This window comes from Chryseobacterium sp. MYb7 (genome assembly GCF_002979455.1).
In the GTDB taxonomy this organism is placed as follows: Bacteria; Bacteroidota; Bacteroidia; order Flavobacteriales; family Weeksellaceae; genus Chryseobacterium.
This window is the reverse complement of record NZ_PCOU01000020.1, coordinates 54,786-73,668: the sequence shown is the minus strand read 5'-3', so window position 1 is coordinate 73,668 and position 18,883 is coordinate 54,786. Positions and strand designations below refer to the sequence as shown.

General features: G+C 32.5%; 9 protein-coding genes. 8 read left to right on the top strand and 1 reads right to left on the bottom strand.

Annotated elements, in window-relative coordinates:
• Positions 1-46 precede the first annotated feature (46 nt).
• The 4 genes from CQ046_RS15845 (at position 47) to CQ046_RS15830 (ending at position 9,883) form a co-directional block, all read left to right on the top strand.
• Entirely contained in the window at positions 47-727 is a 681-nt protein-coding gene (locus tag CQ046_RS15845; protein ID WP_105703215.1) for a hypothetical protein, read from the top strand.
• A complete protein-coding gene (locus CQ046_RS15840; protein WP_105703214.1) occupies positions 720-5,885 on the top strand; it encodes an Eco57I restriction-modification methylase domain-containing protein in 5,166 nt (1,721 codons plus the stop codon). Before CQ046_RS15845 ends, CQ046_RS15840 begins: the two co-directional genes overlap by 8 nt.
• Positions 5,886-5,988: 103 nt before the next feature.
• Complete coding sequence (locus CQ046_RS15835; RefSeq protein ID WP_105703213.1) at positions 5,989-7,896, top strand: ATP-dependent nuclease; 1,908 nt, start codon at positions 5,989-5,991, stop codon at positions 7,894-7,896.
• On the top strand, positions 7,877-9,883 hold the full coding sequence (locus CQ046_RS15830) for a UvrD-helicase domain-containing protein (protein ID WP_105703212.1): 2,007 nt from the start codon (positions 7,877-7,879) through the stop codon (positions 9,881-9,883). Before CQ046_RS15835 ends, CQ046_RS15830 begins: the two co-directional genes overlap by 20 nt.
• A gap of 184 nt (positions 9,884-10,067) precedes the next feature.
• On the opposite strand, the gene CQ046_RS15825 is transcribed toward CQ046_RS15830, so the two are convergent.
• Positions 10,068-10,883, bottom strand: a complete 816-nt coding sequence (locus CQ046_RS15825) for an HNH endonuclease (RefSeq protein WP_105703211.1) — start codon at positions 10,881-10,883, stop codon at positions 10,068-10,070.
• Between the two features lie 470 nt (positions 10,884-11,353).
• Here CQ046_RS15825 and avs1a point away from each other — a divergent pair, with 470 nt between their 5' ends.
• From avs1a to CQ046_RS15805, 4 genes are read left to right on the top strand one after another with little or no spacing between them, the layout of a single operon-like run.
• On the top strand, positions 11,354-12,550 hold the full coding sequence (gene avs1a, locus CQ046_RS15820) for an AVAST type 1 anti-phage system MBL fold metallo-hydrolase Avs1a (RefSeq protein WP_105703210.1): 1,197 nt from the start codon (positions 11,354-11,356) through the stop codon (positions 12,548-12,550).
• The gene (locus CQ046_RS15815; RefSeq protein ID WP_105703209.1) at positions 12,547-18,375 is read left to right on the top strand and encodes a serine protease; all 5,829 of its coding nucleotides are present in this window, start codon (positions 12,547-12,549) and stop codon (positions 18,373-18,375) included. The genes avs1a and CQ046_RS15815 overlap by 4 nt, the downstream gene beginning before the upstream one ends.
• Positions 18,372-18,614, top strand: coding sequence for an AVAST type 1 anti-phage system protein Avs1c (avs1c, locus tag CQ046_RS15810; RefSeq protein ID WP_105703208.1), 243 nt, complete (start codon positions 18,372-18,374; stop codon positions 18,612-18,614). Before CQ046_RS15815 ends, avs1c begins: the two co-directional genes overlap by 4 nt.
• The gene (locus tag CQ046_RS15805) at positions 18,604-18,822 is read left to right on the top strand and encodes a hypothetical protein (RefSeq protein WP_072922725.1); all 219 of its coding nucleotides are present in this window, start codon (positions 18,604-18,606) and stop codon (positions 18,820-18,822) included. Before avs1c ends, CQ046_RS15805 begins: the two co-directional genes overlap by 11 nt.
• Positions 18,823-18,883: the final 61 nt, after the last annotated feature.

The following is an 18,883-nucleotide window of genomic DNA, read 5'->3' as shown; positions in this document are numbered from 1 at the left end:
GCGGTAAGTCTGATGATGATTTGCCGCTTTTTTAAAATCTACCCATATGAAAATACACTTAATACTGCCATACCTGCTTTTTCTTTTCACTATCAGTTCCTGTCACAAAGAAATCAAATCCGAGAAAGGCGGAATTGATTTGATTTCCAATGTCTATTTTGATGCATCCAAGGGACTGGACAATATGCAGAGCTTTCATGTCTCGAAAATAAATTATTCTCACGATCAGCTAATAGAATATGTTCCGGACCTTTCATTTCCTGAGATTAACAGACAGGTGTATTATATCAGGGACTCACTTTGTTATCCTATTCACCCGATGGAGCGCGATCTTATCTTTTCTGATCTTTCCAGAAAACAAAAGCCTCTTCTGGTTTGGAAAAAGAAAGAGGGAGCAGTGTTTTCAAAAGAATGGATTCCGAACTACAGGAACAGAAGAAACCTATCCGATACCATTTTATTCCATAAGAAATACAAACGATTTGAGATTAATTCTCCCTGGATGTACACAAGATTTTACATCTATCCGACAGACACTATTTTACCTTATTCGCTGTACAGGCATGCCGAAAAAGACTATCACGGGCGGTTGGAACGTATTGATTCCTATAATAAAAAAGATGACGTTTTTGTAACGCTCCAATTACTGCCCAGAAAAAACTGGGATGATACTGCGAAAGAACTATTTGAATTTAATCATTTTGTAAAAAAAAGGGAAAGTGAATGAAAATCAGCTAACATATAACATCGATGATATTTCCGTAATAGAAGGGAATAAAAATGAACTGATTGTTTTTAACAGCAGTAAGGACAGGGATTCATTCCTGGAACTGCTGAAATTAAATAATCAGAATAATAACAGAACCCTTGTTGCCATTCATTCCGGTGCAAATACCAAAAAGTTTATGAACAGGTATCAGAACTATGAGGGGAAAATATTCCTTTGTATGAATGGTGACAGAACGGGAAATATGATGACACTGAAAATTCTTACCGACCTGAATGAGAAAAATATAAAGGACATTCGTCCCTTATACGGAATCTCAGAAAGCGGTAATCAAAGCCTAAGTGAGTATTTAGAAAACAAACTAGGTCTTCAAAAGAAAAATACTATTTTAGTCGAACCAAAAAATTCAGAAGATGCAGACCTTAATAATAAACGAAACGGAATTCCCAACACTCAGCACGTGGGATCCGAACTTTCTGAACGAAATTCTGGAAAGCCTTTCCAAGGCAGCCAATCCAAGCAAAACGGAAATCACCCGGGAGGACAAGCTATGGGCAGCCACCATGCTGGAAATGGACTTGCAGGCACAGGGTGGAGCAATTTGGGAAGCAGAGGAGAAGGAAGATCCGTTGACGGAACACAACCGCAGAATGATGAAGGAAATGAAGAAAGAAAACATTCCGTGGGCGGAATCGTATCCGGGAGAGCTTTATCCAATAGATCAGGATTAGATTTATCACATAAAAATAATAAGGATGTAGATATTCTCATTTCAAAGTATAGCGGTCAGAAGCTGACCAACGAGCAAGTTGCGGAAGTGGTTTCCGCAGCTTGCTTTGTTTCGGGGAATCACAAAATTTCTCTAAATGAAAATCTTAGCCCTACAGATGAGCTGAAAGATATTTGCAGGCAGTTCAAAAGCGGTGGAACAGCGAAAGAAGGCAGGGGGATTTTAGATGAATACTACACCGATTCAAGGATTGTAGATGCTGTACGCAATTTAATTAAAGACCGGTTTAAAAACCATCAAGAAATTTCGGTATTGGAACCGAGTGTAGGAACGGGAAATTTTCTCTATGCAGCAAAAGATTTGGGTATAAAAACCAATATTACGGCTTTTGAAATCAACGAGACCACAGCAAAAATTGCCAAAATCCTTCAGCCCGAAGCTGATATCCATCTTCGTTCCTTTGAAACTGAATTTATTGATGAGAAGGGTGGCAAAAAAGAATTTTCCGAAAAATATGATTTGGTTATAGGTAATCCACCTTACGGAGACCATCGGGGATTGTACAAAGGTTTGGGCGAAGAGCCGAAAATATCAAAATATGAAGATTATTTTGTCAAACGTTCTTTAGATTCCTTAAAGCCCGATGGGATTCTGGCGATGGTACTTCCTTCGGGTTGGCTCAACCGTCAAGACCAATTGAAAAATGCCGAATTAATGGAGGGATACCGCTTGCCCAGCGGTGCTTTTGCCGGAACTGCCATTGGTACGGATATTATTATTTTAAGAAAAGACCCTCAGAAAATTTCCACGGATATTTCCAGCTATTTTGAAATTAATCCGGAAAAAATTCTGGGTGAAACCCGGCAGAAAACCAATCGGTTTGGACGTCAGGAAAACTATATCCATGGAAATTTAGAGGATGCTTTAATAAGAATTGACCAGTTGAGAGGCAAAAAAGAAACCGAAAGAATCGGGAATCTTTTTGAAGATTTATTCCTGGAAGCTGAAGAGGGACCTAAAATCACCTTACAAAATAAGGTTTCGGAGGTTCAACCGGAAAAAATTACAGATTCTGAGCCTGGTGAAATAAATCTTACTGAAGTTCAGGAAAAGGTTGAACAGGTACTTTCATCACTTAATTCTGTAAAATTCAAATCTCCGGCAGTAGTAAAGGAGATTGAGAAGTACTCTAAAATTCAATCCCAAATTGCCAGCGAGCCAAAGAAATTCGATCAAAGCCAAATTGATGAAATTCTCCAAAAAGCGGAGAAAATTATTCAGTCTCAAAATGAAAAAAATACAGAGTATAGAGTTCAGACCAAACCGGAGCTTAAAAAAGGAGTTCTAAAGTATCAATTCCTTAAACCTGATGAAATCGTAAATGCTTCGGTTCAAAACAGTTCTGATCTTTCTAACGCACAGGTTGAAGCTTTCAGGGATACCTCATATGACGGAACTTTACATAATAGAGGAAAGCATTATCAATTTGCTAACTACATAGATGGAAAATGGGTACATGATTTTTATTATGCAGAAGGGAATATTTATAAAAAACTGGAACAGTTAGAAAAAGATTTTGCCGATAAATATGCTATTGGCGGAACCGAAAATCAATATGAAAAGCAAAAGACTCTACTGGAAAGCGTTTTACCCAAGCCTAAATCCCTCGATGAAATTTATATCAGTCCTAACCATGAATTTATTCATCAGTTTAATTTAGGGACTATTGAAAGGTTACGATATAATTCAGTGACAAGAAGCACAGAGCCGGTCACAGAAAATTATACACTTGCGGAGAAATTTAAGGATTTTGTAAGCAGTTTACCCAGTGATGCCTTTGCGGGATCGTCGTCGTGGGAAGTCAGAGGCTTTGTGGATAATGAAACCGTTACGGGAAGTGATAAAGAAAGAAATGCTCTCGTCCGTGAAAGGAGAAAAGCCGCTGCTAACGATTTGTTTTATAAATTTTTGAGAGAAGAGTTATCGGATGAACTAAGAGAGCGTTTTGTAAAAGACTTTAATAGAAACTATAATAATATCCATGTTCCTGATTATTCCAAATTTCCGTTGTTTTCTAAAATTCATCTCAATTTCAAAGGAAGAGAACTGAAACTAACCGAAGTTCAGAAAGCGGGAATCGGAAGACAAACCACAAAAGGGGTTGGATTATTAGCTCACGAAGTCGGTTTTGGGAAAACTTTGTCCGGAATCTTATCCATGCATGAAGCGATGGAACGTGGAAATGCAAAAAGACCTTTAATTGTTGTTCCGAACGAAAGTATTCTCAAACAGTGGGTGGAAACAATTTTTGAAACAATTCCCCATGCCAAACTAAATGTACTGGGAAATCTGGGTAAAGATTATGATCTCTCAAAGTTTGATAATAAGGACGGAGAGATTACCATCGTTACCTATGAAGGCTTCAATAATATCGGTTTTTCTGAAAATATTACCCAGGAGCTGGCTTCCCGATTTTCTTACATTTCAGAAAGTGAACTGAAAAGTGTTAATTCCATTAGCGAAAGAGATTTTCAGAAAGAACTGGAGAAAGAAAAAGAACTGGAGGGAAAAATGAAGCGTGGTAAAATCTATGATTGGGCAGATTTTGGCTTTGACCATCTGACGTATGATGAAGTCCATAATGCCAATCATATCGTAGGAAAGGTTAGGGTAGAAGACCGGAGATTTGCATCGGATTTCAGGAGCCAGAACCAGCAGACTTCCAAATTGGGAATCAACACATGGATGGCGGCGCAATACATTCAGGACAAGAATGACGGTAGGAACGTAACACTGCTTTCCGCTACCCCTTTCACCAATAAGCCTTTAGAATATTATTCCATTTTATCCCTGATTGCTAATAAACGCTTGGAAGAGTCCGGTTACTTCAATGTCAATACATTTTTTGAAACCTTTATGGAGGCAGATAATGATATGGAAATTGATGCCAAAGGTGATGTGAAATTCAAGGCCAACGTGCGTAGATTCAAGAATAATTCTCTGTTTCAGCAGCTGCTTTCTGAATTCATTGACATCAAAGGAGAAGAAGACAACCCAGAACTGAAGCGTCCCAACAAAATCAATAAAGAATATAAAATTGAACAGAATGACCTGACGAAAGAGCAATATGATTTACTTAATGAAAGCTTTAGTGAAACAGAGAAAGGAGCAATTCTTACCCATATTCTCAATGCAAGGCTGATTGCCATTTCTCCATATCTGTCGATTTATTATGATGGAGAAGAACCTTCTGTACAGGAATTTATAGAGAATTCTCCGAAGCTAAGGCAGACGATGCTGCTGATCCGGCAGAATAAAAAAGACATTCCGGATTTAGGGCAAATTATTTATTCAGAATTAGCCGTTGCAGAATTTCCAAAGCTGAAAGAATATCTTATAAAGGAAATTGGCTATAAACCTGATGAAATAGGAGTGATTACCGGAGCAACCAGTAAACCGGGTAGGTTAAAGATTCAGGATGATTTTAATTCCGGGAAAATTAAAATTATTATTGGCAGCGAAGCTATCCAGGAAGGAATGAATCTTCAGGAAAATACAACCGATCTGTATCTCCTTTCTTTACCGTATAATTTCACTTCTCTACGGCAGGTAGAAGGTCGAATATGGAGACAGGGAAATAAGAATGAAAATGTCCGTGTCAATTTTATGCTGACCAATGACAGTATTGATGTCTTTATGCTTCAAAAATTGCAGGTTAAGCAGGCAAGATATTTAGAAGCGATGAAAAAAGGAGCGGATGTATTGGATGTTTCGGATATCAGTACCCAGGAACTTAAAACATCAATTATTACCAATCCGGAAACAAGGGCTAATATTGAAATTGAACTGATAAAAAAACGGATTGAAAGTGAGAAAAACAAACACCTTGCGGATAGTGCCTTTGTATTAAGGAAATACGAAGATTTTATCAAAGTTCAGGAGGGTGTGACTAAAGCAGAATATAGTTATAACAGGATTTTAGGGTACTCCAAAGAAGAAGGAGAGGACTCGGAATATTGGAAAAATCAGCTTCCATCTTACCAAAAAACGATTGATCTTGCAATAGCGGAAGTTCAAAAAGCAATCCACAATTTAGCTGAAAAAGGAGTGAATGTTACAGAAATTGAACATCAAACTAAAATCACTGAAGATAAAATTGCAGAGCTGGATAAAAAGTTGGAAGAGCTTCCTGAAATAAAAGCAAATTTAACATCTAAATATGCAGAGGAAAAAGCAAAGAAGCTCAAAATGAATGAGCTTATAAATTATGTAAAAGAAAGGGCAGATGAAAATAGGGTTTTGTATAATAATTTACTGACTGAAAATTCAATTAATACCATGGAAATTAAAATTGCTTTAGATAAAGTGTTAAGCCAAAGAGAAAATGCGAATTTAGAAAATGTATTGACTGTAATCAGGAAAAGGTAAGCTGAAATGTTTTAAATTATAATACTAATCATATATTTAAGTTTGATAATTCTATGGTTTTTAATATATTAGATTTAACTATATAAGAATTGGAAATTATACAATGTATTTACAAAATCTCAAACTCTGGAATTTTAGAAAATTTGGTACTGATGGAACTTTTAGTATCAATAATCCAAATCTAAATTTAGATTTTACAAAAGGTCTGAATGTTCTGATAGGAGAAAATGATTCGGGAAAAACAGCAATTATAGATGCAATCAAACTTTCTCTAAAAACACACGCATCGGAATGGATTAAACCAGAAAGAGATGATTTTTTTGAGGCATCAGAAAAATTTAGAATAGAATTGTTATTTAAAGATATATCTCTAGAGGAAGCCAAAAATTTCACCGAGTGGCTTTCTTGGGAAGGAGAAGGAGATAATTCGGAGCCTATACTTATTGTATACTTTGAGGCAACAAAAATTAATGAAAAGATTGTAACCTATGACCTTAAAGCAGGGTTGCCAGAAGAGGGATATTCATTAAATTCCGACGCAAAAGAATTTCTAAAAGCAACATATCTTAAACCTTTACGAGATGCTAAGTCAGAATTAATTCCCAAAAAAGCCTCTCGCTTGTCACAAATTTTTGAGAAACATGAAGCATTTAAAGATAAAGATAGAGATCATCTTTTAATAGATATCTTTAACGATTTTAATAAAAGTATTGCCCTCTATTTTAAAGGGTTGAAAAGTGATGAGACAACACAACTAAATGACTTAAAAGGAAAGGAATTAAAAGATGAGATAGACAGATATCTAAAATCCTTTTATGATAATACTAAAGAAACTGATATAAAAGTTACAGAAGCAAAGCTGAGAAATATATTAGAAAAATTAGAATTATTAGTAAAGGATGAGATAAATGTAGGATTAGGAACACTAAATAGACTTTTTATGTCTTCCGAATTAGTACATCTCAATAAACTGAATTGGGATGGTATAAGATTGGGCTTAGTTGAAGAATTAGAAGCACATCTGCATCCTCAGGCTCAAATGCAAATTATAGAGTCATTACAACAACATACTGATATACAACTTATTTTAACAACCCATAGCCCTAATTTAGCATCAAAGGTAAAACTTGAAAATCTAATTATTTGTACTAAAAGTTATGCTTTTCCTTTGGGTGAAAAATATACTAGACTCAAAAAATCTGACTATCCATTCCTTGAAAGATTCTTAGATGTAACCAAATCCAATCTTTTCTTTGCAAAAGGATTGATATTTGTCGAAGGTATTTCGGAAGAGATTATTATCCCAGCTTTGGCTGATAAATTATTTGAATTAAATGAAATAAACAATAGCCTAACATCTTCTTCTGTATCTGTGATTCCAATTGGTAATACTGCATTTTTAAGATACTCTAAAATATTCTTAAGAAGTAGAGAGCCTCAAGTAGACATTCCCATTAGTATAGTAAATGATTTGGATTTACGCCCTATAAAATATGCCGAGAAATATAATATTCCTCAAAATAAAAGAAGAGCAAATAATATTATTACCGAATATAATTTAGATAATTTTAAAGATCAAAAAAAATCGAACATAGAATCTCAATCTATCAGAGCTTTTATTAGTAATTTTTGGACATTGGAATATTGTATTGCTCTACACCCCACTCTAAGAAAAATACTTTTTAAATCAATTGTGCAATGTATAGAAGAGGTGCGAGCAGATAATTACAACGGAATTAAAGAAAGCAAGAAAGGAATAAAACCAGTATCAGAGCTTGATTATGAAACAAAATGGGAGAACTTTGTTCTGAATAAAAATAATGAAGAAATTGCTTTTGATATAATGTATCATTTTATTATTGATGAAAAGAAAATTTCTAAATCAATGATAGCAATGTATTTTTCTCAATTTTTAAAAACAGACATTATTTCTAGAGAAGAGATTTTTTTACAAGATAATCCTATTCAATATTTAATAGATGCAATAAAATATGCCACAAGAAATGTTTAATGTTTCCATTGATGATATTAGATATGCTGAGAGTATTTTACTTCCGGAAGGAAAAACGTTTAATGAAGAAAGAATTTCTTTTATAAGAAATTTTGAAACAATAGATCTTCAAGCTGTTCCGGGTAGTGGCAAAACAACCGCTCTTCTCGCTAAATTATTAATTTTAGAAACAAAATTACCTTTGTCGAATAATAGAGGTGTTTTAATCCTTTCACATACAAATACTGCAATTGATGAAATAAGGGATAAAATTGGTAGATATTGTCCTAAACTATTCTCTTATCCGAATTTTATCGGAACTATTCAAAGTTTTGTAGATCAATTTTTAGCAATTCCTTATTATCATATTCAATACGGTAGAAAGATAATTAGAATTGATAATGAAATTTATAATGAAACAATAAATAAATTTTTAAGTGTAAATCTAAACGGATTTACCATTCAAGAAGCTAATACTGCAAAATATTTCATCCGCTCTAATGAAGGACTTCTTTATAAATATAGACTATTATTTGAAGACGGTTCATTGAAAATATTAAGTGGATTAAACAAACCAATCCTTACAATTTCTAAACCAAGAAGAGGACAAAATTGGCAAGATTTCAGCATAGATGAAAAAAATAAAGTTGAACAATGGATGATTGCATTAAAAACAAAAATCCTTTCTAAAGGGATTTTACATTTCGATGATGCTTATTTACTTGCTGAAATATATCTATATAAGTATCCTAAAATAAAAAGTATTTTACAACAACGATTCAATTTTATTTTTGTAGATGAAATGCAGGATGTAGATATACATCAATATAATCTGCTTGAAAAATTTTTTTATGATAACAATAATAATCTTTCAAAATATCAGAGAATTGGAGATAAAAATCAAGCAATTTATACTGGAGAAGTTTCTTTAGAAGACATTTGGATTCTTAGAGATAATGGAAGGACTAAAAATATAAATGGGAGTCAACGATTATCTAGAAATATTGCAGAATTAGTTAATTGCTTTGCATTAAGCAGAGAAGGAAATTTTAATGTTGAAGGAAAAAATGACACCAGCAATCTTAAACCTCACCTTTTAGTTTTCAATATTGAAAATATACAACAAGTAATTACTAGATTTTCAGAACTTATACAGACATATATTACTTCAGGGGAAATTTTGTTACATCCTAAAAATAAATATAAAGTCATAGGATGGACAAAAGAGAAAACAAATGATATAAATAAATTGGCTATTAAAAGTTATTTTGAAGATTTAATAACTGAAAACACAATACAAAAGATTGATTACGAAAATTTAGATTCTTATTTGATTCTCTTTAATAAGGAAAAGAAAACTCTTGAACCAATTAGAAAAAGTATATTAAATGCTCTTATTAAAATTTTGAGATTAGAAGGAGCATACTTTTCTAAAAGTGAACTTCTAAATTATATTGAGATCAATCATTATGAAGAATATATATCCTTAAAAAGAAACTTATACAATTGGAGCATCAGTATTGTAAAAGGAAAATTTATTGAGGTTTACACCTCAATAAAGACATATATTCCAGATTTCTTGGCCCTGTTTAATAAATCTATACAGGCATCTAATGACTTCATATATAATACCTCTACAATTGCTAATGATCAAGGTCGCCCAAATACTCAACAGAATACTAATTTTAATAATAAACTAAATCTCCATGGATTTGACATAGACATTTCAACTATTCACTCCGTAAAGGGAGAAACACATACAGCTACATTATACCTTGAAACATTTTATCAAAATGGAAATAACAATTATGAAAGTCAAAGATTGTCTGACCAATTCAAGTTTATAAATTTCAATAAAACACAAAAATACCACAAACAATCCTCTAAAATGGCATATGTTGGTTTCTCGAGACCTACAAATTTATTGTGCTTTGCAGTATGTAGAGAAAGGTTTGACTCTCATCTTAATAGTATTGATAGAGAAAAATGGACAATAATTGAAATATAATGGAAGTATAATAGTGCTAGAAATTATTGCAATTTTTGATGATCAGGAGATTTTGGAAATAGATGTAAATTTATAAAGAGTTTTGATTAGGACAAGCAAGATGCTAGCCTCGCGGGGGCTAAAAAATTAAGAATTGAATAGTTATTTTATAGTTTAATAAAGAGATCGGCATTGCTTCCTTAATTTATGAAATTTTGATTTTAAAATCATGATAGTCTCCCCTATTAGAAATAGATAGGTTTCGTGAAACAGTGAAAGTATGAGTGTGGTCAAAATTGCAAATACCCATTCCCGGTTCTGGAACAGTCTGTTTAGTAATTGTGTCCCAAATAGGTGATGGACGTATAATATTTACTTTACCATTACATCCTGCAAAAATACAATCTCCTTCATATATTATTTCGATTTGTTTTTGTTTGATTTCTCTTATCGCTTTTACTATTAAAAGTGAGCTGAATACAATTAGGCTCACGCATAGAAAGAATGGTGTGTCAAATTTTTTAGCATCTATATAAATTATATAAAGGAAAAATAAAATGATCATTATTGTAGAGAAAAGAATGGATAAATACGATTTTAAAGGATTAAATCTTTTTTCAATAGGATAATAGGTAATATGCGAATATTTTGCAAATTTACCTTTTCCTATAGGGAAGGGATGGTAAGTTCCGTTCAATGTATCTCTAATATGTTTTTCATGATTTTCTTTTATTGCTTGAAGTTCTTCCAAAGAAAAATATTTAGTTTCTTCATGACATGTAGGATGTAAAAGAAAATGATTTTCATACCTGTCTTTTTCTTCTAAAGAAATTTCTCTATAGCTAGGTAAGCTTTTATCACTTCTGGCTATAACATGTGCTTGATGTACAGTGTATGTCAAATTTTCCATATCTATAAATGGTCTTTTACAATAAGCACAAATACCACCAGATAATCCCCAAAGAAGTTTTAAATCTCTGTGTGGAAGTTTTTTTCTGTGAACCTTTTTATTTTTTTGCATAGATATTAAAATGTATATTTCGATAATAAATCGAAATATACACTTAAATTGTTAACAAAATTACAGCCGAGACGAAGGTATTTTTATGATAGTTACTATGTAAATAAAAATGATAGATTCAAGTTGCTGGGACAGTATGAATTTTTTATGTTTAGCTATTGGCGGGAGGTAAATTCAATTTTTTCACTACAAATATTAATATTTGCTACCCTGATATTTACATTTATTGTTTAAAAAATTGTAATTTTAGATATAAAGATTTTGTAAAAGAAAGTACTGAATCTACATATCACTTATGGGAAAAGAATAAATTGTTGATTATCAATAATTCCTTAGTTCTTAATAATTTTAAAAATAGTTTTGTATTTAGTAGCTAAGCAGCATCCGATCGGATTAGAATTACAAAACAGAATTATTGAGTAAGATTTACTTTTTCATAAATTAGCTAAAACTAGTAGTTTTAAAATATAATGAACATTAGTGTTAAGGCATATCCTGCAAAAGATGGAGATTGTCTGTTGGTATGCTTTTTTGATCCCGATGATACACATCAAACTTATATCCTGATCGACAGTGGATATAATGATACCGTTACGAATCATCTGATGAAAGACTTGGAAAAAATTAATAGAGAAGGTCATGTATTAGAAAAGTTTATTATTACACATATAGATAAAGATCATATACAGGGAGCAGTCGAATTTCTTAGGCGTAATAATTCTTCTAAAATCATTGATATTAATCAAATTTGGCATAATACCTATCGACATCTTTTTAATGCCGAACCTGATCCTACAGAAATAAGTGATGATAAGATTCTTCAGCAAATTATCAGACGAGGTTATGCAAAAGATAAAGGCAAGAAAGAATCTAAAATTATCAGCGCAGCACAAGGTACAACGGTTGGTGCTTTAATCTTAAAAGGAGGGTATCATTGGAATACGGACTTTAATCAGCTTGCTGTTTCGGTAAACAATGAAAAACAAATTAAAGTCAACGATGATGCATCATTTTACCTTCTGTCACCTAATAATGATAAGCTGGACAAACTCAAAAAATTGTGGGCTAACGAGTTGAAAAAATTTGATGTCAATTATACTCAAGGAAGCTCATCATTTTATGATGATGCATTTGAGATGCTTTTATCTTGGGAAAAAGAACAAGCGGAGTTATTTCCTAAGCAAATTTCAAAAAAGAAACTGACAATTGAAGAATTGCTTGAGAAAAATTATCATGCTGATAATACGGCTTCCAATGGTAGTTCTATAGCCTTTGTACTTCAAATTAAAGAAAGAAAATTATTGTTTTTAGCTGATGCCCATCCTGATATAATTGTCAGGTCTCTGGAAGAGTTTCAAAGCGAAGGAATCATCATATTTGATTTAATTAAAGTTTCACACCATGGTAGTTTTAGAAATATTAGTTGTGAGCTTTTGAATAAAATAGACTCAGAGTTATATTTAATATCTACAAATGGAGGACGGCATAATCATCCTGATAAAGAGACACTTGCTCATATCGTTACAAGGAAAACAAAATTTAAAAGACAATTATTTTTCAATTATAAAACTGAGAATTCGATTTTTTTCGAAAATGAAGATTGGATGCTTAAATATAATTATTCAATCCATTACCTTGAAGACACATTTTATACAATTACTTTATGATAGAAAGAATTTTACACCCTCAAGAAATAGAAGCAGCAACATTTCAAATCAATTCTGAAAGTAGTTCAAGCTCTGCATTTTTTGTAGGAACAACTGGTGCAGAAAAAGTATTAATCACATGTAATCATTCTCTCCCAGAAAATGAAAATATTAATGTTATAATCAATGACTCGGAAATTTCTGCAAGCATAATTGAAAGGATTCCGGAATGTGATGTTGCTTTAATAAAGCTTAATTCAGAAGTAACAAATGTTAGTATTTTGCCTATAAAGAGTGTTGATATACCTTATAATCAAAGATGGCAGTCTTACGGGTTTCCAAAAATCAGAGTTAACTCTGGAGGAAGTTATAATGGAATTGTTTCCAGAATTGATAATTCCAAACAAAATGCTTGGGATGTTGATCTTCAATGTGACCAATATAAAGATTTAGGTGATTTTGAAGGTCTATCGGGAGCTCCGCTGATTATAGATGGATATGTGACGGGAGTTATTGGTTATGACAATGTAGGGACTCTCGGTGCGACCAGCATTAAAAGAATTACCGAATGTTTAGAGAGAAATAACGTTTTATTTACTACTGTCAATGAAATATCAATACCTCAATCGTTAGAAAATGATATTGCCAAAAGTAAACCTAATGTGAATGTAATTGATAGTATCAATAAAGTTATTCAAAACGAGCCAAAACAAAATTTCTATTTACTAACCGGAAGTCCTGGATCTGGAAAAACTACGGTAGCAGCGCAATTGAAAGTGCAAAATGATAACTATATTGTACTTGACCGCTTTTTTGTAAAAGTTCCTGAAAATGAAGAGTATCCTACACAGATAAGAGCAACGCCTGATTTTTTTATGAGGTGGATTGAAGAAGTATGCCACCGTTCTCTGTATAACACGGTTCCCCCTAAGCTAACACAGGATGACTCGCAAAGTAGCAGAATATTTAATATTCATCAAGCGATAAAAAAACTATCTAATAATTTTCAGCAACAAGGAAAAACAGCATTCTTAATTATAGATGGCTTAGATGACGTGAGCGCAGATAAAATTGAAGAATATCTGTCTGTATTACCTCAGCCTCTCCCTTCAAATTTTAAGATTATTTTTTCTTGTGTGTCATGTAAGACGCTTCCCAATTCTTACCAAGTATTAATAAATACAAATAATGAAATAAAGATTACTCCGCTGCCGATTAATGATACTGAAAAGTTTGTATCGGAAGAATTAAAAGGCAAAAATTTATCAACGACTCAGATAAATGAACTTGCGGAAAAGTCAGAAGGTCATCCACTGTACCTCAGATATTTGATTAATTATATTTTGGAGACAGATGACCTTACTAAGATTGATGATTGGATTAATAAAATTCCGGTTATTAGTGGTGAGATTGAAAATTACTACAGCAGAGTATGGCAAGATATTGATGACCAGACAGACGAAGTGTGGCTTGCCGCTACTTTGTCGAGGCTAAGGGTTTCTATTGATAAACAATTACTGAAGGAAATTGTACCCGATTCGACTAAGCATCATTTTTTGAAAAGTTTCCAAAAAATTCAGCATTTACTGCGGAATGAAGAGTCAATAAGTATTTACCATACCTCTTTTTCAGATTACGTAAATGAAAGATCTAAAGATATTGAAGTACAAATACATGAAAATATAGGGAATTTTATACTCAAAAACCCTCATACCAACTTTGGGATTTCTGAAAGAGTATATCATTTATCAAATGCAGGTGATGACAGTAAAATAAGTGCGATTGAACAATGTAGTCAAGATTGGATTGATGAATGTGCTGTAAACAGCGTAAATCCAGACATAGTGTTATCTGATGTTAAAAAAATTGTTGGAATTTCGGCCGATTTCGGCCTAACACATAAAGTTATTTCCTTGCTGCTATTATCGCAAAGGTTAAATTTTAGATACAATACATTATTTCGTGAGAATGCGATATTTCTCGTAAACGCTTTGCTAGCTCTCGGTAAGCCGGAAGAAGCTATTCGCTATGTTGTCAGGAATAAAACGTTGACTGTGTCGGATGGTGATGGGCTTTATTTATTGCAGAAATTTTTTGAATATGACGCAGACGATGAGGGAGAAATTTTACTAAATACGATCGAACGGACGTGTGATGATATTGTTGCTAAAGGATATAATATGGAGTCATTCAACCGTTACATAAGGTTGAAATTTCCTGCCATTACATTATCTTCTAATTTAGATACCGAGAAAGCATTCCGGGAATTTGGATATATTCAGAATACAGTAATTAATATAATCGAAGATTCTGGAAATTCAAAAGAAGTCGTCCATTCGTTTAAAGACGAAATTGGATCTTACAATACCGGATATTTTATTTGGAGGTTCAATATGGAACCATATTCGAAAAAGTTGGAAGGGACTAAGTTTAATTTTGATGATAAAGTCAGTGGCTTTTTATCACTTAGTATTTTTCACGCTTTGGAATTTCAGGAAAAAAGTCCTGATAGAAGAGAAATGGAAAATCTTCCACTATGGATAGAAGATTTGGAATATGTAGCAGAAAAATACGGTTTTCACTCTGATTATAATTTTTATTTATTATCTGCTCTGGTAGGAAGGTCGAGTAAACTAGAACTTATAGAAAGAATTCATAATGAATTATTTCCGAACCAATATTTTTTGAATATAAGAAAAGAAAATGGAGTAGATCTAGCTCCTCAAAATATCCATCATTTTATTATTTACCAAGAAAGTCTTGGTTTTTTGAATAATGATAATGTATTTCCTGAGTTTTCGGTGTATGGATTTTATCGTGATTGGGAAGAAAACTTGAAAGCAGTATTTGGATATTTATGCTTCTTGTCCGGTAAAGTAAAACGTTCTATAGTAGAGAAGAATGCAAATGAAATAAAATTACTGGAAGAAAAGCTGGATGAACTAATAGATAGGTTGGTTCCGGACTTACGAAATAGAGTTTTTTGGCAGAGAAGTTACTCCTTGCCTGAAAAACTATTTCCTACAATATTTAAAAAATTTACAAATCTATTAATCGATGCATTTCCTTATAAAATTTCAGAATTTGTTGAAAAAATATTGCAAAAAAAACACTATCAGTTAGGTTTATACACTGAAGGGTACATTGAAAGTTTATTTGTTATTTCTCGTGAATTAGCAAGAGATGGGGATCATGATGTATCATCATTTAAAGTAGTAAAAGTACTGGAAGAACATATTTTAATGACGGTTGAAAACCGATGGGAGCGAAATGAATATTTGTTGAGACTTATTGAACTATACGCTATTTTACAGAATGACGATAAGGCAAAATCTGTGTTTAAAGAAATGATAAATACATCTATGGGTCCTACCTGGTATAAGGAAGATCAATTGGGTATCATTAATACAGCCGTATCTAATATTGTTCCTCACAATGGGGATATGTCATATTTGAGAAATTTTGCTGCGCATCTGGATTATGCATCCGGAGAGATGACTTTTCAAAGATATATTAAGCAGCAACAGGAACAATTTGTGGGCGATCTAACTAAAATTGGACTTTTAAAACAAGCTGTGGAATATATTAAATATCTAATATTACCAGATTACAGTACTGTTATTAATAATGCCGAATCATTTAATGTAGATATGCCGGAAACAGGAGAAGGTTATATATTGGGTGCAAACGCAATCGAAGAACAGAGTGCAGTGCTGGCATTAATACAAAATATAGATCCTGAAAACTCTTTAATTGTTTGGGCACTTAGTGAGTTATGCATTTTAGGAGCAGACTATCATCTAGCAGATTATGCAAAAGAGCATGCAAAGATTATAAATAATTTTGAGAATTCTGATTCTTCCAGATTAGATACTATTTTTAGAAGATGGTCTAAATTCATTGTGTCTGAATTTAATGATGAATATCGTAGTGAATATCTTGAAGAATTTTTTGGTAATATAAGTTCATCAAACCATGTGCTTGCTAAAAAATATTTAGAGGAAGTAGGTATGACAAATTTGGAATCAAGCACGGAACATATTGATACAGATACAAGGCCCAAGGAAAATACTGATGATCCTCTGAACACTTTAGTTGTAGCTAGAAATAATGCGCAGCAAAAACTTGATACCGAAAATAAAAGTGAGGCAAGAAAAATAATCACTAATGCTTTAGAAGAAATTCAAAACCAGAAATATGGTGTTTGGGCATATAATTATTCTCATAAAATAACTGATCTTAGAAATTTATACATTCAAAGCTATAACAGTTCTCCTGAACTAATAAAAAGTTTGAAAAATCTTATTCTTAATGAACCTTATTATGATGAATGGATTATAGCTGACCATATAATAAAATTTCTTCAAAACAGTGATGATGAAAATGAAAAAAAATTAATACTTCAGGCTGTTGATGAGCACCTCGGCTTAATGATAAAAACTCCGCAGCAACATTACAATAAATATGATTGGATTACCATTCTGTCTCAGGAAAAATCTAATGTAAAAGAGGAGGAAGTACTATTGGGCTTGTTAATTTGGTTTTTAAATCATCCATCACTGACTGTGAAAAATCGAGTAATTGAAATCTTAACTTGGTTGGGAAGTGTTATTCCTGAAAAAGTTGTTGGAGGGCTGATTGATGAAATAATATCTAGTGGATATAAAATTTCGAAAGAACTTTCGGCTTCCGTAATTCATCAGTTATCCAATTTAAATCCAGCCGGATTTTCTCAAGAATTTAAATCGGCATTAGAAAATAATTTAGAGGCATCGTTGAAGCAGGAGCATTTTATGATAAAAAATTCACTGTTGGATGCTATGATTGAACAACAAAATTTGGGCATTCCGAACTTTGATGATATGATTAAGTTATTTGAAGATACTTTTGTCAAGAGTCCTATCGGCAGTGGAGAAATCTTTTTCGATGAAACTTATTTACAGCCTATAGATGAATTTTTATACGACCTTAATGACTTAGGAATACTAACCAAAGAGTTTGCGGAGAAACTTATTTCAAGTATTGAAAATCTACTGCCTTTACCTATAAAAGATTGTCAAAAAGCAAGCGGATATATTGATAGAAGCTTTAATGATCATAATAATATTCCATCAGTATCTGATTTTGAAACTTTATTAAAATATGCATTGAATATTGCGGTACACTCTTGTGCAGTCTTGAAATCAAGAAAAGAGGTCGCGAATATCTTACGATTCTATCAGCCTATATTTCCAGAGAATAGATTAAATGCAGATTTCAGAAATTATAACGAGTCCTTTGAAAATGAGATAAAGCATTTATTTGAGACAGGCCAGCTTAATTTTGAAAAATTAAAAATCAATGGAGAAATCCCTTTAAGCTATCATAGTGTGATCAAAGATGAAATAAAGAGAAATAAGCAGGAAATAATTGATGTCGTTGGCTATCTGGTGCCATTATCTGAAGTTGGCCTAAGAGCATCAACATATCCTTGGCCATCTTTTTTAGAAAATGAATATCCTATAGATATTCCTAAAAGTGGAAATGGAAAAATAGTCCCATTGTTTATTAAATGCGATGATGCAGGGAATGTTACGGGAAGTGATTTAGTTCCCGCAGTTTTAAATGAAACGGTGATGGATATATTACCAGATTTACAGAATGATATAAAATCAAAATTTTGGAGAGTTGGAAGAAATTGGGGAAATAATAACAAAGGAATTTCTTCTAATATCGGATATTTCTCAACTATCCCTCTTGATAAAATTGATAATATCAAACTTCAATATAAAGTAGTACTGAGAATATTTTATGGATATAATTCTTACATGGTCGATATATCCGAACAAAAAATATTAAATTTATGATTACCCCAGATAATAGAAAACAATTTGAGCGACATATTCACATTTTAGCTGAATCCATTGAACAGGGAACATTTAAATCTCTTCCAGATCATAAAATAATAATGAGTTTGCTGAAGACTAAAAAGCTTCCCAATAAGAGAGTAAATTTTATCACTGTAGATGAACGGTCAAGATCATTGGCAAACTCATTAGCTAATTTTGACAGACCAGAATTTAAAAATAGTAGAGATGCCAGATAATAGAAGAGAATTGGAAAGAAATTTAAGTTTGCTTTTAGAAAAGAAAGTTAATGTAACTAATTTTAAGATGTTAAATGCGGCTGAAAAAGCAAGGTATGCACCTAATGGAAGAATGAATCTTAGAACAATCACACAAAGTATTGCATTAACAGCAAACACAACTGCTAGGATGGCGGAGGAAAAAGATAACTATACTGAAGATTTATAAAGTAATCTGTAATACACAAAATTATATCAATTTTAGTAAGTATTCCGACACGGTTAATTAC